Source organism: Cobetia sp. ICG0124 (assembly GCF_004006355.1).
Taxonomy (GTDB): domain Bacteria; phylum Pseudomonadota; class Gammaproteobacteria; order Pseudomonadales; family Halomonadaceae; genus Cobetia; species Cobetia marina.
On the sequence record NZ_CP024893.1, the window covers coordinates 3,069,573 to 3,090,516 of the forward strand.

The following is a 20,944-nucleotide window of genomic DNA, read 5'->3' on the forward strand; positions in this document are numbered from 1 at the left end:
ATTCTGCCGATCTGGTCACACTGGAGACATTCCGAGGAACGACAATGAATGATTTCACCCTGCACCCGCAGCTGGAGGCAGACACTCACTTCGTGGCCGATCTGGCATTGTGCAGCGTGCGCCTCATGAACGATGCGCGCTATCCCTGGTTGATGCTGGTGCCACGCCGTGCGGACATTCGCGAAGTCTATGAGCTGGACAGCCATTCCCAGCACCAGCTGTGGCACGAGACCACCCTGCTCGGCGAGCTGTTGATGCAGCTCAGTGACGGCGAAAAGCTCAATATCGGCACCCTGGGCAATGTCGTGTCACAGCTGCATGTACACGTGATCGCCCGCAGCAGCGATGATGCCACCTGGCCCGGGCCGGTCTGGGGAGTGGGACGCCCGAAGGCCTATGACAATGAAGCGCTCACCACGCTGATTGACACGCTACGCATGAAGATCGCCGAGCTGCCGACCTATTCCTTCTAGCGCGCTCTGCGCCGCGCGCCCGAACGGCGAGGCACCGCGTCCGGTGGGAGAGTCCAGCGCCTTGAGACTGCTGGCGACCAACAAAGCCCCGAACACGCTGATGACGATCCCGCCGAGCAGCCCGATCACCGCGGCCCATGGCCACTGACGAAGCACTCCGCCCGCTTCGCGCTTGCCGGTCAGACGCGCCGTGCCCGCCGCCAGACGCCCGCTGGCCTTCATCAGCAGCGTGGCCATCGCCACGCTGCCCACCGTCAGCGCGGTGCCCAGTGACATCGCCAGCACCGCCAGTACCCCGCTGCCGACCAGATTCAGCGCCAGCGCGGCCAGCAATACCAGAATCGCGCCGGAACACGGCCGCAGGCCGATCGCCAGCACCGCCATGCCCATGGTGCGCCAGTCGCCGCTGGCCTGCTCCGCCGTCACGCCATGCGCATGGCCGCAACCGCAGTCATGCCCGTGTGAATGATCGTGGCCGTGAGAGTGGTCGCGACCATGCGACGGCTCGGACCTGCCCGAGCACCTCACGCCCGGCCCAGTCGAGCAGTCCCGCCCCCAGCCCCACCAGCACCAGCGCACTCACGCCCTGCAGCAAGGCCGCCAGCAGCGAGAGCCATAGCGCACGTCGCCGCGCGATGGGCTGGCTGGCCAGCAGCGTACTGATCACCACCTTGCCATGGCCGGGGCCCGCCGCATGCAGCACTCCGTAGGTGAAGGACAGCCCGATCAGCGCCCAGGGGGTGCCGGGGTGCGCGGCAAGCTCGCTCATGGCACGCCCGAGCGAGCGCTGAAAACGCGACTGTTCAGCGAAGATCCAGCCCAGCGCCTCACCCCAGGCCTGTACCAGACTCGGCCACAGGGCCATGCCCAGCACGATCAATCCGAATCCGAGGGCCAGCCAGCCGGCCAGGCGTCGCCCTCGCGAAGAGGCCGGCTTGAGCAGGCCATCACGCATGCCCTTGAGGCTTTTGACATCCCCAAGCCCGGTGGTGTCCTTGTGCTCATCGCTCATCGAGACGCCTCACAATGGACACTGCCGACATCGGCGAAATACTGGCCAAGATCCATCGGCGCGGTGGCATTGATATCCAGCATCGAGGCCTCGGCGACCTTCTGGGGATCCGGGTCTGCCTTGGCGATCTTCGCCGTACAGTCCATCGGCACCTGCTGCGAGGACAACCCCTTGATCACCAGCCCTTCCTGGACGGCGATCGCATCCGGGTCATGCAGGATCTCGATGTAATAGGTGGGATCATAGATGCGATAACTGAGCGTATGGCCGGCCATCGGCACGGGTTCGGCCAGAGGCAGTTCCATCTGGAAGGCGACGCGCTCCCCCTTGAGCCAGGTGGTCTGGCGTGTCGCCTCTCCCAGCGCCACCGGCGCTCCGTCACGCTGAACATGGGTGTAATAATCGAACTGGGAAAGATTGGCGAGGATCTCGCTGCCCAGCGCATCCAGGCGCTGCTCCATGCTGGTATCGTCCTGCAGGGCGGCCAGCTCCTGCCGCAGCGTCAGGCTATAGAAGGGGTCCAGCAACCAGTACTGACGCAATGCCACCGCCCGCCCCTGATCATCCAGGCGCAGGGTCACGCGCAGATCCACCCAGCCATGCGGATGGGCAAGCGCCGGTTGACTGACCATCAGTCGGCCGCCATGAGGGTCGTCAGCTCGCCCCGGACGAAGGGCAGGTCAGGAACCTGATGAACGTCGGCGGCCTGGCGGCTGAAATGCGCCATCAACAACGGGATATCCTCGCGCCGCTCACGCAGTGTCGGCGTGACCAGCTCGATCTCCGCCAGCGCGTGCCCCCGCGTCAGCCCCAGCGTGCCGGAGGCCACCAAGGCCTGGACGCTGCACTCGGCGCTGAAGACCACCCGCGGCGCGCGACGTCCGCCCTCGGGCTGAGCGTTCAGCCAGGCGTCCAGCCACTGCCACTGCTCACGGCTCAGGACGTCGACGTCATGCAGCAACAGGGTATTCATCTCGGGAGCGGCCTGAAGAGCCTCATCAATCGCCTCGGACAATGCTGCGCCGCTCGACGCCGCGCCGCTCGACCGGCGCATGCTCGGCGAGTGCCAGCGCCGTGGTGGTCCGCCCGCTGCCCGACTCCCCCGTGATCCAGACGCGTGCCGGATGCCCCTTGAGCTCCAGTATCTGCTCGCGCAACTGACGTATCTTCGCGCTTTCACCACGTAGCAGACCGGCAAGCCCCCGCACGCTCAGGCGACGACGCAGCCGCTGGTTCTCATCGCTCAGCCGCCGGCCTGCCAGCGCCTGACGCAGCTTGAGCTCGAGCGCTTCCGGGTCAAAGGGCTTCTCGATGAAATCGCGCGCTCCGCCCTGCATGGCCGAGACCGCAGTGGCCACATCGCCATGCCCTGTCATCATCAGCACCGGCAGCTCCGGCGCCTCGAGCGTGAGCCGTGACAGCAGCGTCAGCCCATCCATGCCCGGCATGCGAATGTCACTGATCACCACACTGACCGGCTCGCCGGCGGCCAGCGCTTCCAGCAAGGCCTCGGCTCTCGGGAAGCATCGCAGGTTGAGGTCCGCAAGTTCCAGCCACTGAGACAGCGATTCCCGCACGGCCGGGTCGTCGTCCACCAGCCAGATGGGCGCCTCGCGGGTCAGCTCATGATCCTGAGTCAGGCGCGCTGCTGACCCTCCAGCGCATCCACGGCATTGCGGATCAGATTGGTGAGCAGCTGCTCGAGGCGCGCCTGCTCTCCTATCACCCGCACCTCTGGCATCAGTCCCTGCCGCTCGATCACGAGCCCCAGAAGCTCGCACCGCTCATCAAGCAGTTCCAGGGCGTACTCGATGCGAGGCACCAGTGCCAGCGGCGCTGGCGGCTGCTGACTGGCCGGCCGCACGAACACCCGCAACTGGCGGATCATGTCGCCCAGACGCTCGGCCAGTGCCGCGATACGCGTGAAATTGCCGCTCGCCGCTTCGGCGGCACGTGGCAGCAGCTCCGGGCGGGTCGTCGCCTGAGACACGCCACGCGTCAGCAACTTCCCGCCACTGGCGGCATAGGTGCGAATGCCGACCAGCGGCTGATTGAGTTCATGGGCAATGCCGGCAGCCATGGTGCCCAACGCCGCCAGCTTGCCCGCCTGCACCAGCTCGTCACGGGTGGCCTCAAGCTCGCGGGAGCGCTCGGCGACACGCTCCTCGAGACGCTCGTTGATCTCACGCATGACCACCGCCTCACGCCGGATGAGCCGAAGGCGCGCCTGACGCTCGCGCATCCACAGCGCCAGCATGCCCAGCCCCAGCAGTACCGCCAGCCCGGCCAGCATGGTGTTGCGCGCCTGTATATAGAGAGGCCGCAGCGGCATCAGAAAGTGCAGTTGCCAGGCCAGCGGACCACTGAACAGCGACTCATCCAGATAGCGCTGGCCCCCAGCACCAGACTGCCGTCTTCCAGCGAGCGCGCCAGCGGGGAGAGCGGCGCCCCGCGGAATTGCTGCTGCGCCCGGATGTCGTCGAGAGCGGCGGGCGCGAGAGGTTCGAGGGTGCGGTATTTCCAGCTCCGCCGTGAGGCCAGCAGCACGACACGATTGGCATCGGCCAGCAGTACCGTTTCGCCGGCCTGGCGCCAGGTATCCTCCAGCGCCTCCAGCGAGACCTTGACCACCAGCACGCCCAGCGGCTGGCCGTCCGCCCCCGCCACGGGCGCGGACACGAAGTAGCCGGGGCGCCCCGTGGTATTGCCCACCGCAAAGAATTCCCCGCGCCCGCCCGCCATCGCATCCAGGAAATAGGGCCGGTAGGCGTAGCGATGGCCCACGAAGCTGTCAGATTCATCGAAGTTGCTCGCGGCCAGCGTCACGCCGGAGGCATCCGTCAGGAAGATCGCGGCGGCGCCGGATTCCCGGGCCACACGCTGCAGGTGCCAGTCGAGACGATTGCCGGACTCGGCGATATCGGCGGCGATCATGGCGTGCCGATCACCGGCACGGTACGTGCGTTCAGCGCCACTGCCACGTCCACCAGCAGGTTGTCGAGACGCCCCGGCGCGATCTCGGCGCCATTGCTGTCACCCGTCACGCTCAGACGAATCTGGCCGTTCACCTCACTCACCCAGGCGTCGAGGGTCAGCGGTGGTCTGGCGGCGTAGCTGGCATCCAGCCGCTCGAGATCCGGGTCTGCCCGCTCGATGATGAAGCCGCGCTCCGCAAGCGTGGTCATCAGCGTGACGAAGACCTGCCGGGAGGTCAGCGTGCCGCTGTCGGGCGCGATCACCGCGGTACGGGAGTCCGGCGCATGGGTCGGCTGTGTCATGCAGCCGCCCAGCGACAGCAGGGCGTTCATCAGCGCACCTCTCGAGGATCACGGCCCGCCAGCGCGGCTTCCAGCTGACGTTCGATCTGTTGACAGCTCTCGCTGAGATTCTGTGGTCGAGCATCGATGACATACCCGCCCTGGTTGATGACCTGCTCATCACGGATCACGCGCACTCGCTCGTCCGGTGCCACCAGCGAGATGCGCTCGAAACTGATCGGGTCGTCCCGATAGACGTCATTGCCCACCCCGACACCGATGCCACGCCCGGCGGCCACGCCGTAGCCCACCGAGAACCCGATGCGAGAGCCGAAGGGCCCCTCGATGGCCCCGAGTCCCGGTTGGTCGACCTTGCGCTCCCCGGTCACCAGGCCCAGCGACAGCTCACTTTCGCGCACCTTGTAGCCGCGGGCCTCCACGACCTCGGCGGCGGCGCGCAGCCACTGATCGGCATCGCCCTGACGCGGGAAGATGCAGGCCGCAGGCAGCGCTTCGCTGTCATGGGCAGATAGCGGGTCCTGACTCGTCAGCGTGGAACAGCCGCTCAACAGCAGCAGGCCCGAGATGAGCAGCCCCGTGCGAGACACATCATCGGTTACACATGGAAACGATATGGCGCGGACAACTCACGACGCCACAGGTTCAATAAGTTACCATTATCGTCGAACAGGCAATCAGGGAGAGAAATTTATGTCAGAAAATGCCGACCAACCTACGGTCGCGAAGATCAATCCACCAGTCTTCTTCGGCTCCGCCGTGGTGATACTGGCGTTCGTGATCTTCACCGTATCCATGCCCGAGACGGCGAACGTGGTCTTCGGCCACGTCCAGACCTGGATCATCGATACCGTCGGCTGGTTCTACCTGCTGGCCATGGGGCTGTTCGTGGTCTTCACGCTGGGGCTCGCCTTCTCGAAATCCGGTGACATCAAGCTGGGGCCGGACCACTCCGAGCCGGACTTCAGCTACGGCTCCTGGTTCGCGATGCTGTTTTCCGCGGGCATGGGTATCGGCCTGATGTTCTATGGTGTCGCCGAGCCGGTCTTCCACTTCACCGCACCGCCCGTGGGCGATGCCGGTACCGTGGAAGCCGCTCGCGAGGCCATGAAGACCACCTTCTTCCATTGGGGCATCCACGCCTGGGGCGTCTATGCCGTCGTGGCACTGGCGCTGGCCTACTTCAGCTTCCGCCACAACCTGCCGCTGCGCATCAGCTCCGCGCTGTACCCGCTGATCGGCAAGCGCATCCACGGCCCGATCGGTCATGCCGTCGACATCTTCGCCGTCTTCGGCACCATGTTCGGGGTGGCCACCTCGCTGGGTCTGGGGGTGCTGCAGGTCAGCTCCGGTCTGCATTATCTGTTCGATATCGACAACAGCCTGACCACCCAGGTCATCCTGATCGCCATCATCACCGGCCTGGCGACCATCTCCGTAGTCATGGGGCTGGACGGCGGCATCCGTCGTCTCTCCGAGCTGAACCTCGGTCTTGCGCTGGCATTGATGCTGTTCGTGCTGTGCGTTGGCCCGACCATCTTCCTGCTGCAGACCCTGATCCAGAACATCGGTGGCTACCTCAGCGAAGTGGTCGACAAGACCTTCAACATGTTCGCCTACATCCCGGAAGACGGCCCGTCCGAGTGGCTGGGTGGCTGGACCCTGTTCTACTGGGGCTGGTGGATCGCGTGGTCCCCGTTCGTCGGCATGTTCATCGCACGCGTCTCGCGTGGTCGTACCATCCGTGAATTCGTCTATGGCGTGCTGTTCGTGCCGATGGGCTTCACCTTCATGTGGCTGACCTTCTTCGGCGACAGTGCACTGCACCTGTTGATGACCGACGCCGCTGGCAATCTGGCCGAGGCCGTCTCCGCGGATGCCTCCGTGGCACTGTTCAAGTTCCTGGAACTGTTCCCGTTCGGTAGCGTGACCTCCCTGCTGGCCACGGTGCTGGTGGTGACCTTCTTCGTCACCTCCTCCGACTCCGGCTCATTGGTCATCGACATGCTGACCTCGAAGGAAGGCGATGAATCTCCGGTCTGGCAGCGCATCTTCTGGGCCGTGTCCGAAGGTTTCGTGGCCGTGGCGCTGCTGATGGCCGGGGGTCTCGGCGCACTGCAGACCGCCTCGCTGGCCTCTGCTCTGCCCTTCGCCATCATCCTGATGTTCGTCTGCTACGGCCTGCTCAAGGCGCTGCGTCTTGAAGGCGTCAAGCAGCGCTCCATGCAGCATCTCAGCAACACGCCGGGGCATACCGCCGGTGGTGCACGCAGCTGGCAGAAGCGCGTCCAGACCCTGGTCGAGACGCCGCAGCAGAAGAATGTCGAGCAGTATCTGTCGGATGTCGTGACGCCGGCGCTGTCGGATGTCGCCAAGGAGTTCGAGGCGCAGGGACTGGATGTGCGCGTCAACGACGAAGATGACCGCAGCTATCTGCAGGTCAGCCATGGCGACGAGATCGACTTCATCTATGGCGTACGTGTCCGCGAGTATGCGGCACCGGCCTTCGCGCTGCGCAACGTCAAGCGCAAGGGCACCAGTGACGTGGAGCGCCAGTACCGGGCCGAGGTCTTCCTGCGCGAAGGCGGCCAGACCTATGACCTGATGGGCTACACCAAGGAGCAGGTCATCGGTGATGTACTGGATCAGTACGAGAAGCACATGCACTTCCTGCACATGGCGCGCAACTGACGCCTGAGCGTTGCTGAAGTGATGACAGCTGCTGGTCTGGCTGTCGCAAAGGCCCCGCCCCGTGCGGGGCCTTTGCGTCATTCTCAAGGAGAGTCTTCATGTCCACCGATACCAATGCCATTGGCCTGCATACTTCCAGCGCAACCCAGCTGGCGGAGCACCTCAATGTGCTGCTGGCCAACTACCAGACCTTCTACATGAACGCGCGTGGCTATCACTGGAACGTGAAGGGCAACCAGTTCTTCGAGCTGCACGTGAAGTTCGAGGAAACCTACACCGACCTGCTGACCAAGGTCGACGAGATCGCCGAGCGCATCCTGACCCTGGGTCACGAGCCGATGCACGCCTACAGCGATTACGCTCGCGTGGCGACCATCAAGGAAGACACCCACGTCAGCGATGGCACCGCTTGCGTCAAGGGTCTGCTCACCGGCTATAAGTCCCTGATCGAGCTGCAGCGTGAAATCCTCTCCGTCGCCTCCGATGCCGACGATGAAGGGACTGCCTCGCTGGTCGGCGACTACATCCGCGAGCAGGAAAAGACGGTCTGGATGCTGTCCGCCTACCTGGGCGAGTGAACCAGGAGGGTTGCATGTCACTGCCGCTGACACGTCTGCTACGCAAGTTGCTGCATGTGGCTGCCAAGCCCATGCGCCATGCCCAGGGCAAGGATGGTTGCGTCATCCATGCCTATCGTGGCTATGGCTCACACAATGAAGCCTTTCTGATGGGCCGCATCTTCCAGCAGCCCGGCTCGCGCAGTCAGCTGGCGCCCGGGGCCGGGCGCGACCTGATGGATGTCGGCCGCCGTCTGCTGCGCTGGGGCAAGGGCGGCGTGGAGGTGGACGTCAGCCTTGGCGGCAACCAGACCACGGTCGTCACCGACCGCGATGGCTACTTCAGCGTCCACCTGCCTCTGCTGTCGCCCTTGGCAGATCAAGGCCAATGGCAGACGGCACGGATCACCGCCCGGCCGCCGAAGCAGGCCGCTGTCGAGGGCGAGGCCCAGGTCTACCTGCCACCGGCCAGCACCCGGCTGGGCGTGATCAGCGATATCGACGACACCGTGATGTACACCGGTGTCGCCAACAAGCTCAAGATGCTCTATCGGCTGTTCATCGAATCCGCCGAGCGACGCACTGCCTTCCCGGGAGTCGCCGCGCTCTATCAGGCGCTCCACGAGGGCAGCGACGGTCAGCAGAGTCGCCCGCTGCTCTACGTCTCACGCGGCCCCTGGAGCATCTATGAGATGCTGGAGGTGTTCTTCCAGCACAACCGCATCCCGGTCGGCCCCATCCTGTTCCTGCGCGAATGGGGGCTGACGCTGCAGCGCCCCCTGCCCAAGCGCTCGGAAGACCACAAGCAGGCGCTGATCGAGAAGATGCTCGACCTGTATGACGAGATGCAGTTCCTGCTCATAGGAGACAGCGGTCAGCATGATCCGGAGGTCTATGCCGATGTCGTGCGCCGTTACCCGGGCCGCATCTGCGCCATCTACATTCGCCAGATCGGTGACTCCGAATCGCGCAAGGCAGAGCTGGCCACGCTGGGCGAGGAGCTCTCCGCACTGGGCTGCGACATGCTGTTGAGCACCGACAGCCTCGACATGGCGCATCATGCACACGCCAATGACTACATCGATGCCGCCAGTGTCGAGATGGTACGTGCCGAGATCGAGCATCAGCGCGCCGAAGAGCCTGTCTGAACAACGACAAGACGCGAGACGCACAACGCAGGTCTCCGTCTTGCGTTGTGGCCAGCTGGCAATGAGGCCAGCTGGCAAGATCAGGCGATACGTGAGCGAATCAGGTGATCCAGTGACAGACGCCCCGGGCCCTGCAGCACCAGTACCAGCAGACTGGACAGCCACAGACCGTGGGTTACCCAGGCTTCCGGGTAGACGAACAGCTGAATGGTCAATGTCATGCCGGCCAGACCCAGCGCGGCAAGGCGGGAGCCCAGGCCCAGCCACAGCATCAGCGGGAAGAGATGCTCGGCAATCGTGGCCAGATAGGCGGCCAGTACCGGCGGGACCAGCGGCAACGCGTATTCGTACTCGAACAGGAAGAAGGTACTTTCCTTGAGCGCGAAGCCGTCGACCTTGGTCTGCGCTGACATGAAGAACACGGCGCCAATGACGATGCGCATCAGGATCAGCACGGCATCCATGCGCAGATTTTCCAGCCAGACGAACACGTTCAGGACTTGCCCCGCCACACCGGTACGGACCGCGGGCGTCGTGGATGACTCAAGGCTCATGATGAGGCCTCCTCAAGGATGCGCCAGTGCGCGAGAAAAAGGGCGACACTAGTCCGGCGCGAGAAACACGCCACTTGCCAGCAGAGGGGCCAGCAGCTGCCCCAGGTCCTGCTCGGGATGGACATCCGCCAGCATGGCGGCCGCATCCGCGAGCGATTCACCCGCCAACAGCAGGTCGAGCAACCAGGCAGCCGCCTCTGACAGCACCGTCACCTGAACCTCCAGGACCGGACGGGTGATCAGCAGGTTCTCGGGCCGCGCGACATCCAGGCCTTCAAGGCTGGCTCCCTCATTCTGGTGGCGCTGCCATACCTCGAAGATCGCATGCTCCAGGCGCAGCAGACCTGCCGCGGGATGAGGCAGGAAGGTCAACGCCATCACCGCCTCGGGTGACAGCTGCGCCAGCCTGGCCGGTGCCAGCACTTCAGCGTCGGCGGCGTGATAGGCCGTGAGACGCGCGGCCTCGAACCGCGCCAGATCCACCGCGTAGAACGGCAGCTGAGCGGCCGATGCCTGTCGATGCTCGACCAGCGTCGTCAGAGTCGTGTGCAAGGTCTCGGCAAGCCCCGCCCCGTACTCCATCATCAAGGGCGATTCCGGCAGGTGACGGCGTGAGTGATCATGCGCCAGTGCCGCGAAGAAGCGCTCGCCCACGACCTGACGCGTCACGGGATAGGCGTCCTGCAGCGCGGAGATCAGGCTGGCCCAGACATTGTTGCGATAGACGTCAAGACGCCCCTGATGTGCCGCCTCGATGCCCGGCAGATGACGGTCAGGCTGCTCAAGCGCCGTGATGAAGGCCCGCTGCCAGGTGAGCTGCTGAACCAAGGCGCTCTGCAGAACCTGCTCGGCCCGAGCCGTCTGCCCCAGCAACACCTCCAGCGCCGGCACCTGGGTATCCCACTCGATCAGGGTCGGGCGCGGCCCGACTCGCTGGATGAAGTCGGCATACAAGGCCCATACCGCCTCGCAGACCGGCGCACCGTGATTGTCGATCAGCAGGCCTTCGCGCTCATCGACGACATGACCCGCCAGATGGATCTCGCCGACGGCCGCGGCCGGGATCGACTCAAGCCAGGCCGCAGGATCGACACCGATGTTGTGCGCCGAGACGAAGACATTGTTGACGTCGATCAACAGTCCACAGCCGCTGCGCTCGACCAGGCGAGTCAGGAAATTCGTCTCGGGAATCAACTCCGCGCCCAGAGCCTGCGCATCAAAGCGCAGATAGTGTGCGGGATTCTCGATCAATACCTGGCGGCCCAGGCAGTCCTGCAGCCGCATCAGGTTATCGCTGACCCGTGCCAGCATCGCGTCGGTCAATGGCACCGGCAGCAGGTCGTTGTAGAAGTGGCCGCTATGGCCGGCCCAGGCCAGATGCTCTGACACACTGGTGGGCGGGTGACGCTCGCAGAGCGCTCGAAGGCGCGCCAGATGCGCGGCCTCCAGCGGACGATCCGATGCCAGCGACAGGCCGACACCATGGATCGACAGCGGATACTCCTGCAGCGCATCCAGCCGCGCATGGGGAGCTCCGCCTGCGCCCATGTAGTTCTCGGCATGAATCTCGAGGAACCCCAGCGCCGGCCGTGATGACATCAGCTCCCTGACATGCTGCGCCTTGAGGCTGATTCCCGTGGCCATGTCATCGAACGACGGCAAGGCCGTACCGAAATCCGGGCTGCGGGAGGTGGGGGATGACTCGTGCATGACGACCTCTCGATTCTGCGAGCGTCCGGCGGAGGGGTGAGACACCCGCCCACCGGACGTCAGGTTCGGGGGAGACCCGAGGCGTGATGCTTACTTGATCTCTTCCAGGCTGCCGGTGCCAGTGGGCGTTTCGATGGAGGTGCAGGTACCTTCCGGGACCAGCTTCCAGGCATTGCCCTGATAATCGACGGTCGAAGTGCCGGCACAGGAGGTGCCCGGGCCTGCAGCGCAGTCATTCTCACCGGCCAGCGACACGCCATAGCACTTTTCCATGCCTGCGGCATGCGCCGGAATGGAGACCACGGCGGCAGACAGCGCTACGGCGGTACCGAGGGCGGAAGCCAGGGCGAAAGCGGTCTTGGCGGACTTGTTGGACTTGGTAGACATGGGCACATCTCCTGAGAAAACGCTCATTCATGAGCTGAAAGTTGTTCATTTGTCATTTTCGCCCCATTACCGCAGGCTCAAACCAACTTACGGGGAGGTCCGGAGAACGGATGCAGAAGATGTCGAATTTTTTGCCGGACTGCGATGTCGGGCCAGAGACCGGCCCCTGGTGATGCAGGGAGTCACGGGATTGACGCACCAGGGTCTCGGGCAACGGCTTCTTCATGCGCGCACCGAGCTCCAGTAGCTCCTCGGCACGGCTGATCAGGTTGCCGCGCCCGCTGGCCAGACGCTTCATGGCGGTATCGTGCGCCTCGCGGGTACGGCCCAGCTGGCTACCAAGCTCCTCGAGGGATTCGGCAAGTCCGCGGAACTTGTCGAGCAGCGCCCCGGCACGCTCACCGATCACGCGCGCATTGTCGTTCTGGCGCTCCAGACTCCACAGACTGGCCACGGTGCGCAGACTGGCCAGCAAGGTGGTCGGCGTCACCATCACCACGCCCTGGGTGAAGGCGTCCTGGAACAGGCTGTCGTCATGCTCGAAGGCCAGCGCGAAGGCGGGCTCCATCGGCAGGAACAGGAACACGAAATCCGGTGACCCCAGCCCCTCGATGGCAGGATAGTTGCGCCGCGCCAGTCCCGTGACGTGGCCGCGCACCGAGGCCAGATGCGCCCTCAGGGCTCGCGCCCGCGCCGTCTCATCCGCGGCATTGACGTAGTCGGTGTAGGCGCTCAACGAGACCTTGGCATCGATGATCAGATGCTTGTTGTCCGGCAGGTAGACGATGGCATCCGGGCGCTGGCGCCCGCCTTCACCGCTGAACGACACCTCGCGCTTGAACTCGATCCCCTCTCGCAGGCCGGAGCGCTCGAGCACGGTCTCCAGAATCATCTCGCCCCAGTTGCCCTGCATCTTGCTGTCGCCCTTGAGCGCACGTGACAGATTGGCCGCTTCCTCGGTGATCTGGCGATTGAGTCCCGCCAGCTGGTCGAGCTGACTCTTGAGGCTGGTGCGTTCGCGTACCTCCTCGCCATGCAGCTGCTCGAGGCGCTGACGAAAGTCCCCGACCTGCTCGCGAAACGGCTTGAGCAACTGTTCGAGCTGGGCACCACTGGCGGCGGTGAAACGCTGCTGGCGCTCCTCGAACACCTTGCCTGCCAGCTGCTCGAATTCCTGACTCAGGCGTTCGCGGGAGTCGTTGAGCAGTGCCAGCTGCTCGGCGTGATGAGTGGCCTCCTGACGCTGACGCGTGACCAGCGAGGCATGCGTCTCGCGCAGCTCGGCGTAGCGCTCGGTCAATGTCTCGAGACGCTCCTCACGCTCCAGCAGCTGGGCCTCCAGCACTTCCTGCTGGCGGGTCAGGCTGCGTGCCAGGGTCTGCTGTTCACTCAGCGCACGCGACTGTTCATCAAGCCGCCCCTGCAGCGATTCGCGCAGCGTGGCGAGCTGTTCCGTCAGCGCATCGCGCGCCTGGCGCGCCTCCTCCAGCGACTGGCTCAGATGGCGTTGCTGCTGCTCCGCCTGCTGCCCATCCAGTGCGGCACGCTGCTCGACCAGGGCCGCCCGCTGCTCGGCCTGTTGCTGTAGCTCCCGCGCCTCTTCAAGCGTCTGCTGCAACGCCTGCCGGGTTTCGTCACTGCTCTCTTCGAGAGCGTGAAGCTGCTCGCGGGTTCGCCGCCAGCCCAACCCCAGGATCAACGACAGCATCAACAGCACGCCGACCAGCAACCACATCACGGCGGAAGATTCAGAAAGCAGAGGCATCGGGCACTCCATGGCCGGTGAAAACGCAGTGGGGTCACCCCCTTGAAAGTCAGTATCGCGCATCCATGTCTTGAGTGTCAGGGCACGAAAGGACGGGATTTCGCTGCATCAACGTGGGGCGCTCACCTCAGTGAGTAACGCATGCTGAGAGCAGAATTTTTCCCTTCTCTGCCCAACACGCTCGCAAGAGCCGAAGCACGGAAAGGAGATTTGCATGACACAGCAGACCGATCAGCAGACACGTCAACAACTGCAAGGTAAGCGCGTGGCCATTCTCGCGACCCATGGCTTCGAGGAATCCGAGCTCGCGGTGCCGCGCGCCGCACTGCAGGAGGCGGGCGTCGAGGTACACATCGTCTCGCCGGAGAAAGACGGCATCCGCGCCTGGGCCGAGACGGATTGGGGCGAGACCTACCAGGTCGACACCTCGCTCAGCGATGCCAGCGAACACGACTATCACGGTCTGGTACTGCCGGGCGGCCTGTTCAATCCCGATACCCTGCGCCAGGACGAGACCGCACTGAACTTCGTGCGCAGCTTCTTCCAGGCCCACAAGCCGGTGGCCGCCATCTGTCACGCGCCGTGGATCCTGATCAACGCCGGGGTGGTCGAAGGCCGCAAGATGACCTCCTTCCCCTCCGTCGCCCAGGACCTGCGAAACGCCGGTGCCGAGTGGCAGGACAGCGACGTCGTGTGTGACAGCGCGCTGGTCACCAGCCGCAAGCCGGATGACCTCGATGCCTTCAATGCCAAGCTGCTCGAGGAGCTCGCCGAGGGCAAGCATCAGCATCAACACGCCTGATCTCGCAGACCATCGAGCGTCACAGCACGCCGCAAAGCCGCCATGAGGCGATCAAGCGCCGCCATCTGAGGATGTTCGACGAGCCGCGGGTGGAGCGCCATCACTCTCGCCACGACACACGTCACCGCATTCCCCCACGACACACGTCACCGCATTCCCCAGCACCGCTACTACCAACATGAGCGCTACGCGCCTCATCAGTATCGACAATACGATTCGCGCCGCCATGACCTGCGCCGCCGTCACGATGGCGTGAGCATCGGCTTCCCGGCGATACGCATCAATATCCACTGAGCTGACGCACTCTCGAAGTGCCCAGCCAGCGCGCGGCTCGGCAAGCGTCGTGATCAGTCCCTTGAGCACCTGCCAGAATTCCCCGACCGAGTCGACCTCGACGCGCTCGCTGGGCGAGTGCGCACCGCGAATCAAGGGGCCGAAGGAAATCATCTCGAGCTGGGGATACTTGGCCCCCAGGATGCCGCATTCCAGACCGGCATGGATGACCTTGATCTCCGGCGCGCGGCCGGTGACGCGCTCGTGCAGGCGGCAGAATCGCGCCAAAAGCTCCGCCTCAGGCTGCGGCTGCCAACCCGGGTAGGCATTCTCGGCCTGAGTGTGCGCCCCCAACAGGCCGAACAGCCCGCGGATGCGCTGCTCCATCATGGAGACCGCATCATCACGCAGCGAGCGCACCAGGGCGCAGAGATGGAAACTCCCCTCACGCAGCTGGACCACACCGAGATTGTTGGAGGTTTCCACCACGCCTTCCACGGCTGCGCTCATGCGCTCCACGCCATAGGGCGCGGCATCCAGTACGGCGACAAGCCGCTGGGTATCCTCGACGGACAGGGCACTCTCGGCATTGCCGCGCGTCACGCTGAGGGTGACGTCCGGGTCCGTGTCACGCAGCTCATCGCGAATCTGCGCCTCGAATTCCGCCAGGCGCTGGCGGGCTGCCGCGACACGCTCATCGAACAGCACCACGCCGACGGTCGCCTCGCGTGGCAGTGCATTGCGCAGCGTACCGCCAGACCAGCTGACCAGACGCGGCGAGAATTCCGCCAGCGCCACCAGTGCCCGTGACATCAGGCGGTTGGCATTGCCGCGCCCACGATGGATGTCGAGCCCGGAATGTCCTCCGACCAGCCCGCCGATGGTGAGCTCAAGCTCCGCCTCGGCATCCTTCAGCGAGGACGTGGCGAATTCGTGCGCGACATTGATGTCCGCACCGCCAGCGCAACCGATATAGACCTGGCCACGGTCCTCCGAGTCCAGATTGAGCAGGTAGCGCCCTTCCAGCCAGCCTTCGGCCAGATTCAATGCGCCGCCCATCGAGGTTTCTTCCTCGAGGGTGAACAACGCCTCCAGCGGACCATGCACCAGCGTCTCGTCTTCCAGCACCGCCAGCGCCGCGGCGACGCCGAGGCCATTGTCGGCGCCCAGCGTCGTGCCGCGCGCCTTGAGCCAGCCATCCTCGAGATAGGTCTCGAGCGCATCACGGGTGAAGTCATGGCGGGAGTCACTGGCCGCCTGGGCCACCATGTCGAGATGCCCCTGCAACACGATCCCCGGCGCGCTCTCATGGCCGGGGGTGGCCGCCTTGCGCAGACGCAGGTTGCCGAAATCGTCGCGGTCATGCGCGAGGCCGCGCGACTGCGCCCACTCAATCAGATGCTCAACCAGTGCCGCTTCATGCCCGGAAGGGCGCGGGATATTGCACAGGGTACGAAAATGACGCCAGACAATGGCGGGTTCCAACGTGTCGATATGCTCATTCATGGCGAAGTTTCCTGTTCTTGTCATCCCCGAGCATACGGAACCGTCCACGGCCGTGGCTAGTGGTTGTCGGTGCCTGTCGATCAGTGACTGCGAATATGCAAGGATGAACCGGAGCCCTCATGCCCCGCCGACTTCTGCTGTTATCCGTCCTTTCCGCCACTGCTGGCCTGCTGATGCTGAGCGGCTGCTCGCCGATTCCCGACATGCCGGGACCGATCGGCATCCCCGGCCTCTGATCAATGATCGCCGGCAGGCAGGGCACCGTGCGCCTCGACGAGACGCCCTGCCGCCGCACGACACCAGCGATCACGCGCCTTGCGCCCCACGATGCCCTGACGCTGGGCCCAGTCGATGAAGGCTGGTGCATCCTGGCCGGCCAGGGCCAGTGCGAGTCCGTGACGCGCGGCCTCATCCAGTCCTCCCCCGTCGCCTTGCCCATCATCACCGCATGCTCGCCACTGGCCGCATCCCGCTTGAGCCCCATGCGCAGTGGCATGAAGCCCTGGGACAGCCAGAAGTCCACCAGTCCCGCCTCGGCCCCGAAACTGGTGCCGAGACGCGTGACACCCGCCAGCCGTGCCTGCTGCTCCAGCGCATTGAGCAAGCGCGCCCCCTGCCCACGCCGCCACAGTGCGGGATGTATCGCGATGCGCAGAATCCGCCACCAGCGCGTCTCGGCGGCCGCCTGATGTCCGGCATGCGCCGCCAGAGACTGCGCCAGCAGATGCCCGCGCGGCCGCCGCTGACCTCGCCAGATATCCTCTGCCAGCGGTGCAGGAAACCCGCCCTCCTCGACGGCCGCCACGACGCCCAGCCATGCCGGCTTGCCACTGGCGGTCTCCTGATGGCGAATCGCCAGCAGCCTGAGCCCCGGGGTATCCAGCAGCTGCCGCAGGTCCGCCGGCGTGGTGCGGTAATGCGCCTGCACCAGCAGGCCGAACAGCGACTCCAGCATCGCTTCATCGCGTGCCAGAGCGTCCCGATCCAGCACGACGACCTCACTGCCGGCCAGCCATTGCTCGACATCGCTGCGGTCCTCCATGACCGGCGCCAGCGTTGATGGCGGAGCCGAGAGCAACAACAGATCATCGATCAGCGCCTCCAGCGGATCACCGGACGCCCAGCGGACAGGCGTGGTCATCTCCAGCGCCTGCCAGCCGGGGCATTGACGCTCGAGATGCTGGCGGAAACGCAGCTGGAACCCTCGCCCGGTACCTTCATAGCCATGGACGGTGGTGGCGAAGGCGATGCGCGGAAAATGCGCCAGAGACGCCTTGAGCAACGGGGTGGGGATGGCGGCTGCTTCATCGACGAACAAGCGCGGCAGTGGCCCCTCCGGGCAGGCAAGGCGGGCGGCGGCGATGGCGTCCGGCGCCAGGAAACGCAGCTCGCTCGCAACCTCCGCTCCATCAGCTGTCCGCCGGGCTTGCGCGGGGTGCACTGCCGGCACGCAAAGCCGAAAGGCATTGCCCTCGCGGCGCCCCCGCGGCAGCAGCGCTGCCAGACGCGCGAAGACCGCGGCCACCGCCGCCGGCCGTGGCGCCGTCAGCCAGACACTTTCCCCCGCTGCCAGACAGCGTGCCGCGGCGATGCCCAGCGCGGCACTCTTGCCGCGGCCACGATCGGCACTGATCACCACCGGCTGGTTCGGGCGGAGCGCCGCCAGCGCGGCCACCACCTCGGCCTGATCTGACGTCAGGCAATCAGGGTCCGTGACCTCACCGACGCGGGTCGCTGCCTCCCCGGCGGGTGGCAGCGTCGGTAACGGTTCGCCCTGCGGCCAGTGCAGTACGCTGGCATCCGCCTGGAGGCGCCGTGCCAGCCGCGCCAGATAGCGCGCCGCAAGCTGCTCACGCGCGAATGGCCAGTGCGCCAGACGCGCGTAGTCGCCATCCGGCGCTGGCGCTGGCTCGGCGTCGGCCCAGGCGGCAGGCGTCACCAGCACCAGCAGTCCTCCCGCCATCAGAGTGCCGGCCACGGCCCCGAAGGCATCGGGATCAAGACCACTCTGCGGATGTGCGGCATCGAAGACGACCAATGCCTGCTCGCCGCCCAGCTGAGTGGCAGCCTTGGCCATCGCCAGCGAGCGCACGTGTGTCCCGCCCGGCGTCGTGATCGCCTCTCCGGCGCCCAGCCAAAGCGGAGCAGGCTCACGCGCTGGCCGCCCGTGCCCTCTCCGCCGCTGATCCACAGACAGGCGCGCTGATGCCGCGCGAGCAGGCGCTCATGCAGTGTCCGGCACCAGGCATCGATGGCGGGAGGGTCCAATGGGGCGGGGTAACGTGAAGAAGTCGTCATCATGGCGCGCAGCATGCCGCATGGTGACGTGGCAGACCAGACCCCGATGCCACAGCGTCATTTCGTCACCACTACTCTGCCCCGCGCGCTCAAGCCTGCCCTGCTCGCCCTGAGCCTGGCGGCACCGTTCGTGGCGGGCCAGGCCTCGGCACTGGAATACCCGATCGGCACTCCGGTCAAGGAAGGCGGCATGGAAATCGCGGCCGTCTATCTGCAGCCAGTGGTGATGGCCCCGGCAGGCAAGCTGCCGGCCAATCAGGCCGACATCCATCTGGAAGCCGATATCCACGCACTGATGGAAAACGACAACGGCTTCGCGCCGGGCGACTGGATTCCCTATCTGGGCATTCACTACACCCTGACCAAGCAGGGCAGTGATACTCCGATCGAAGGCGATCTGGTACCGATGATCGCCAACGACGGCACCCACTATGGCAAGAACGTCAAGCTGGATGGCCCGGGCAAATACCACCTGACCTTCGACATCCAGCACCCGGACATGCCGCGTCACATCGACAAGGAAACCGGTGTCGCCGAGTGGCCGGACACCATCACCACCGATTACGACTTCGTGTATGCCGGTGTCGGCAAGAAAGGCGGCTACTGAGCACCAGCCTCTGCCGACCCTCGCTCTGCTGCTGGCGGTACTGCTGCCGCGCGTGACGCTGGCCAGCGACATGCCGTCCTATGACCTGACGCTCACCAACGGCAAGCTCAGTCCCGAGGTGCTCAAGGTCAAGGCCGGCGAGAAATTCGTCATCCAGCTGCACAACGCGGGCAACACGCCCGCCGAATTCGAGAGCAATTCGCTGCGCAAGGAGAAGGTGCTGGCCCCGGGCGTGAAATCCTTCGTGGTGATCCACCCCTTGCGTGCCGGCAGCTACGACTACTTCGATGACTTCCACCTGCCGGATGCCCGCGGCAAGGTCGTCGCAGAACATGTTTGATCAGGTTCTGTTTATCGTCTGGCGCGAAAGCGTCGAAGCCATTCTCGTCATCGGCATCATGCATGCCTGGCTGGTGCAGTCGGGCACGCGCGCCGGGCTGCGCTACCTGTGGGGTGGGGTCGTTGCCGGGCTGGTGCTGGCCGGGCTGATGGGCGCGGCCCTGATGGGCGCCAACACCTGGCTGACCGGCACCGCCCAGGAAGTCTTCCAGGCGGCGCTGGTACTGATCGCCTGCCTGCTGATCACCCAGATGGTGCTCTGGATGCGGACCAAGGGCCGGACTCTCAAGACAGAACTCGAGAGCGGCCTGGCCGAGGCCGTCTCCTCCGGCAGCTACTGGGGGGTCGCGGTACTGGTCGCCATCGCCGTGGCACGTGAAGGTGCGGAAACCGTCGTCTTCCTCTACGGCATGGGCGCCGCCAGCCTGCAGTCCGGTGGCATCGGCAGCTTCTCTCTCGCGGCCTTCATCGGTTTCGCGCTGGCAGTGGCGACCTTCATGGCCCTGCAGCTGGGTTCGCGCCTGTTCTCCTGGAAGCTGTTCTTCCGTGTCACGGAAGTCCTGCTGCTGCTGCTGGCCGCGTCATTGTTGATGTCAGGGCTTGAGCAGCTCATCGGCCTGGGCTATCTGCCGGCCGGTCTCGACCCGCTGTGGGATTCCAGCTGGCTGCTCGATGATGGCAGCGGTCTCGGTGGCCTGCTGGCGACCTTCGCCGGCTATCGCGCCTGGCCCGCCACCACCATGGTGCTGGGCTATGCCCTCTACTGGGTCATCGTCATCACTCTGATGAAGCGCCAGCGCAAGGTGGAGCGCAAGGATCAGCGCAAGCAGCTCACCGCCCGCGCGCGCAGCTGATGCCCGTCCCGAGCCACGCGTATCGCGCGTTTCGGCCAGGCGATGCAACAGCGGCGCGGCCTGATCCAGCTGATCCAGTGGCTGGTGGTGGGCATCTACGCCTTCCTGCTGGTGGTGCCGGCATTGCTGCCGCTGCCCGACTATCAGGCGCACATCCTCACCAATCTGACGGTGTTCGCCGAATTCGTGTTCTGGGGGCTGTGGTGGCCCTTCGTGCTGATCAGCATGGTGCTGATGGGCCGGGTGTGGTGCGGGGTCTTCTGCCCCGAGGGTACCCTGACGGAGGCCGCCAGCCGCATCGGGCTCGGCCGGCCGATTCCGGGCTGGATGCGCTGGGGAGGCTGGCCCTTCGTGGCCTTCCTGGGCACCACGCTCTACGGTCAGCTGGCCAGCGTCTATCAGTACCCGCTGGGCGCGCTGGTGGTACTGGGCGGCTCGACGGTGGCGGCGATCGTGGTCGGGCTGATCTACGGCAAGGGCACACGTGTCTGGTGCCGTCAGCTATGCCCGGTGAATGGCGTCTTCAATCTGCTGGCGCGCCTCTCGCCGACCCACTTCCGTACCGACCAGGCGCGCTGGAACGCCCACAACCGCGCCGTGCGCCAAGGCAATGCCGTGCGTACGCATGCGCCTGACTGCGCGCCATTGATTCCGCTCAAGCAGCTCGACAGTGCCGGCGACTGCCATGTCTGC

Annotated in this window: 22 protein-coding genes and 2 pseudogenes; 9 read left to right on the top strand and 15 right to left on the bottom strand. The window is 65.3% G+C overall.

Annotation, left to right across the window (positions count from 1 at the left end; all coding sequences use genetic code 11):
- Positions 1-44: 44 nt before the first annotated feature.
- Positions 45-473, top strand: coding sequence for an HIT family protein (locus CU110_RS14285; protein WP_077378676.1), 429 nt, complete (start codon positions 45-47; stop codon positions 471-473).
- Here the strand turns inward: CU110_RS14285 and CU110_RS14290 are convergent.
- Genes CU110_RS14290 through CU110_RS14330 form a run of 9 tightly spaced genes read right to left on the bottom strand, consistent with a single transcriptional unit; the run spans position 432 to position 5,350 of the window.
- Positions 432-1,001 carry a hypothetical protein gene (locus CU110_RS14290; protein ID WP_164850383.1) on the bottom strand — a complete coding sequence of 190 codons (570 nt, stop codon included), beginning with the start codon at positions 999-1,001 and terminating at the stop codon, positions 432-434. The two genes, CU110_RS14285 and CU110_RS14290, sit on opposite strands and share 42 nt — an antisense overlap.
- Complete coding sequence (locus CU110_RS14295; protein WP_127736431.1) at positions 925-1,485, bottom strand: hypothetical protein; 561 nt, start codon at positions 1,483-1,485, stop codon at positions 925-927. Before CU110_RS14295 ends, CU110_RS14290 begins: the two co-directional genes overlap by 77 nt.
- Entirely contained in the window at positions 1,482-2,117 is a 636-nt protein-coding gene (locus tag CU110_RS14300; protein ID WP_127736434.1) for a DUF1007 family protein, read from the bottom strand. Before CU110_RS14300 ends, CU110_RS14295 begins: the two co-directional genes overlap by 4 nt.
- Positions 2,117-2,500 (bottom strand): hypothetical protein, encoded by a 384-nt coding sequence (locus tag CU110_RS14305; RefSeq protein ID WP_127736437.1) that lies wholly within the window; start codon positions 2,498-2,500, stop codon positions 2,117-2,119. The genes CU110_RS14300 and CU110_RS14305 overlap by 1 nt, the downstream gene beginning before the upstream one ends.
- Positions 2,484-3,080: a response regulator gene (locus CU110_RS14310; RefSeq protein ID WP_164850384.1), complete on the bottom strand. Its 597-nt coding sequence runs from the start codon at positions 3,078-3,080 to the stop codon at positions 2,484-2,486. The genes CU110_RS14305 and CU110_RS14310 overlap by 17 nt, the downstream gene beginning before the upstream one ends.
- A gap of 41 nt (positions 3,081-3,121) precedes the next feature.
- Positions 3,122-3,817, bottom strand: coding sequence for a histidine kinase dimerization/phospho-acceptor domain-containing protein (locus tag CU110_RS14315; RefSeq protein WP_127736443.1), 696 nt, complete (start codon positions 3,815-3,817; stop codon positions 3,122-3,124).
- Positions 3,817-4,419 carry a cache domain-containing protein gene (locus CU110_RS14320; protein ID WP_127736446.1) on the bottom strand — a complete coding sequence of 201 codons (603 nt, stop codon included), beginning with the start codon at positions 4,417-4,419 and terminating at the stop codon, positions 3,817-3,819. The genes CU110_RS14315 and CU110_RS14320 overlap by 1 nt, the downstream gene beginning before the upstream one ends.
- On the bottom strand, positions 4,416-4,793 hold the full coding sequence (locus CU110_RS14325; RefSeq protein WP_127736449.1) for a hypothetical protein: 378 nt from the start codon (positions 4,791-4,793) through the stop codon (positions 4,416-4,418). The genes CU110_RS14320 and CU110_RS14325 overlap by 4 nt, the downstream gene beginning before the upstream one ends.
- On the bottom strand, positions 4,793-5,350 hold the full coding sequence (locus CU110_RS14330) for a hypothetical protein (RefSeq protein WP_077378658.1): 558 nt from the start codon (positions 5,348-5,350) through the stop codon (positions 4,793-4,795). Before CU110_RS14330 ends, CU110_RS14325 begins: the two co-directional genes overlap by 1 nt.
- A 103-nt stretch (positions 5,351-5,453) precedes the next feature.
- On the opposite strand from CU110_RS14330, the gene betT reads away from it, so the two are divergent.
- From betT to CU110_RS14345, 3 genes are all read left to right on the top strand, one after another.
- A complete protein-coding gene (gene betT / locus CU110_RS14335) occupies positions 5,454-7,451 on the top strand; it encodes a choline BCCT transporter BetT (protein WP_077378655.1) in 1,998 nt (665 codons plus the stop codon).
- Positions 7,452-7,549: 98 nt separating this feature from the next.
- A complete protein-coding gene (locus tag CU110_RS14340) occupies positions 7,550-8,029 on the top strand; it encodes a Dps family protein (RefSeq protein ID WP_065392451.1) in 480 nt (159 codons plus the stop codon).
- A gap of 14 nt (positions 8,030-8,043) precedes the next feature.
- Entirely contained in the window at positions 8,044-9,156 is a 1,113-nt protein-coding gene (locus tag CU110_RS14345; RefSeq protein ID WP_077378652.1) for a phosphatase domain-containing protein, read from the top strand.
- Between the two features lie 80 nt (positions 9,157-9,236).
- Here CU110_RS14345 and CU110_RS14350 read toward each other — a convergent pair whose 3' ends face one another.
- From CU110_RS14350 to rmuC, 4 genes are all read right to left on the bottom strand, one after another.
- Positions 9,237-9,710, bottom strand: a complete 474-nt coding sequence (locus CU110_RS14350; protein ID WP_077378649.1) for a DoxX family protein — start codon at positions 9,708-9,710, stop codon at positions 9,237-9,239.
- 48 nt (positions 9,711-9,758) lie between these two features.
- Positions 9,759-11,420, bottom strand: a complete 1,662-nt coding sequence (locus tag CU110_RS14355; protein ID WP_127736452.1) for a DUF692 family multinuclear iron-containing protein — start codon at positions 11,418-11,420, stop codon at positions 9,759-9,761.
- Between the two features lie 90 nt (positions 11,421-11,510).
- Positions 11,511-11,807 (bottom strand): DUF2282 domain-containing protein, encoded by a 297-nt coding sequence (locus CU110_RS14360; RefSeq protein WP_084209440.1) that lies wholly within the window; start codon positions 11,805-11,807, stop codon positions 11,511-11,513.
- Between the two features lie 52 nt (positions 11,808-11,859).
- The gene (gene rmuC, locus CU110_RS14365) at positions 11,860-13,572 is read right to left on the bottom strand and encodes a DNA recombination protein RmuC (RefSeq protein ID WP_240665407.1); all 1,713 of its coding nucleotides are present in this window, start codon (positions 13,570-13,572) and stop codon (positions 11,860-11,862) included.
- Positions 13,573-13,786: 214 nt separating this feature from the next.
- On the opposite strand from rmuC, the gene CU110_RS14370 reads away from it, so the two are divergent.
- Complete coding sequence (locus tag CU110_RS14370; protein ID WP_084209441.1) at positions 13,787-14,374, top strand: type 1 glutamine amidotransferase domain-containing protein; 588 nt, start codon at positions 13,787-13,789, stop codon at positions 14,372-14,374.
- Positions 14,375-14,698: 324 nt separating this feature from the next.
- Here CU110_RS14370 and CU110_RS14375 read toward each other — a convergent pair.
- Positions 14,699-16,153: pseudogene (locus CU110_RS14375) on the bottom strand (aminoacyl-histidine dipeptidase); the annotation flags it as partial.
- Positions 16,146-18,245: a GNAT family N-acetyltransferase gene (locus CU110_RS14380; protein ID WP_127736458.1), complete on the bottom strand. Its 2,100-nt coding sequence runs from the start codon at positions 18,243-18,245 to the stop codon at positions 16,146-16,148. The pseudogene CU110_RS14375 and the gene CU110_RS14380, both read right to left, overlap by 8 nt.
- Positions 18,246-18,452: 207 nt before the next feature.
- Here CU110_RS14380 and CU110_RS14385 point away from each other — a divergent pair, with 207 nt between their 5' ends.
- The 4 genes and pseudogenes from CU110_RS14385 to CU110_RS17780 all read left to right on the top strand — a co-directional run.
- The gene (locus tag CU110_RS14385; RefSeq protein WP_240665408.1) at positions 18,453-19,058 is read left to right on the top strand and encodes an iron transporter; all 606 of its coding nucleotides are present in this window, start codon (positions 18,453-18,455) and stop codon (positions 19,056-19,058) included.
- Positions 19,033-19,398 (top strand): cupredoxin domain-containing protein, encoded by a 366-nt coding sequence (locus tag CU110_RS14390; RefSeq protein WP_240665409.1) that lies wholly within the window; start codon positions 19,033-19,035, stop codon positions 19,396-19,398. Before CU110_RS14385 ends, CU110_RS14390 begins: the two co-directional genes overlap by 26 nt.
- Positions 19,391-20,251, top strand: a complete 861-nt coding sequence (locus CU110_RS14395) for an FTR1 family protein (protein ID WP_084209445.1) — start codon at positions 19,391-19,393, stop codon at positions 20,249-20,251. The genes CU110_RS14390 and CU110_RS14395 overlap by 8 nt, the downstream gene beginning before the upstream one ends.
- Before the next feature lie 42 nt (positions 20,252-20,293).
- A pseudogene (locus CU110_RS17780) lies at positions 20,294-20,797 on the top strand (4Fe-4S binding protein); the annotation flags it as partial.
- Positions 20,798-20,944 lie beyond the last annotated feature (147 nt).

Bases quoted from the DNA above. Each gene is read 5' to 3' on its own strand.
- CU110_RS14285 (WP_077378676.1), top strand. From the start codon at position 45: ATGAATGATTTCACCCTGCACCCGCAGCTGGAGGCAGACACTCACTTC.
- CU110_RS14295 (WP_127736431.1), bottom strand. From the start codon at position 1,485: ATGAGCGATGAGCACAAGGACACCACCGGGCTTGGGGATGTCAAAAGC.
- CU110_RS14300 (WP_127736434.1), bottom strand. From the start codon at position 2,117: ATGGTCAGTCAACCGGCGCTTGCCCATCCGCATGGCTGGGTGGATCTG.
- CU110_RS14315 (WP_127736443.1), bottom strand. From the start codon at position 3,817: ATGCCGCTGCGGCCTCTCTATATACAGGCGCGCAACACCATGCTGGCC.
- CU110_RS14320 (WP_127736446.1), bottom strand. From the start codon at position 4,419: ATGATCGCCGCCGATATCGCCGAGTCCGGCAATCGTCTCGACTGGCAC.
- CU110_RS14325 (WP_127736449.1), bottom strand. From the start codon at position 4,793: ATGAACGCCCTGCTGTCGCTGGGCGGCTGCATGACACAGCCGACCCAT.
- betT (WP_077378655.1), top strand. From the start codon at position 5,454: ATGTCAGAAAATGCCGACCAACCTACGGTCGCGAAGATCAATCCACCA.
- CU110_RS14340 (WP_065392451.1), top strand. From the start codon at position 7,550: ATGTCCACCGATACCAATGCCATTGGCCTGCATACTTCCAGCGCAACC.
- CU110_RS14345 (WP_077378652.1), top strand. From the start codon at position 8,044: ATGTCACTGCCGCTGACACGTCTGCTACGCAAGTTGCTGCATGTGGCT.
- CU110_RS14350 (WP_077378649.1), bottom strand. From the start codon at position 9,710: ATGAGCCTTGAGTCATCCACGACGCCCGCGGTCCGTACCGGTGTGGCG.
- CU110_RS14355 (WP_127736452.1), bottom strand. From the start codon at position 11,420: ATGCACGAGTCATCCCCCACCTCCCGCAGCCCGGATTTCGGTACGGCC.
- CU110_RS14360 (WP_084209440.1), bottom strand. From the start codon at position 11,807: ATGTCTACCAAGTCCAACAAGTCCGCCAAGACCGCTTTCGCCCTGGCT.
- rmuC (WP_240665407.1), bottom strand. From the start codon at position 13,572: ATGCCTCTGCTTTCTGAATCTTCCGCCGTGATGTGGTTGCTGGTCGGC.
- CU110_RS14370 (WP_084209441.1), top strand. From the start codon at position 13,787: ATGACACAGCAGACCGATCAGCAGACACGTCAACAACTGCAAGGTAAG.
- CU110_RS14385 (WP_240665408.1), top strand. From the start codon at position 18,453: ATGGCGCGCAGCATGCCGCATGGTGACGTGGCAGACCAGACCCCGATG.
- CU110_RS14395 (WP_084209445.1), top strand. From the start codon at position 19,391: ATGTTTGATCAGGTTCTGTTTATCGTCTGGCGCGAAAGCGTCGAAGCC.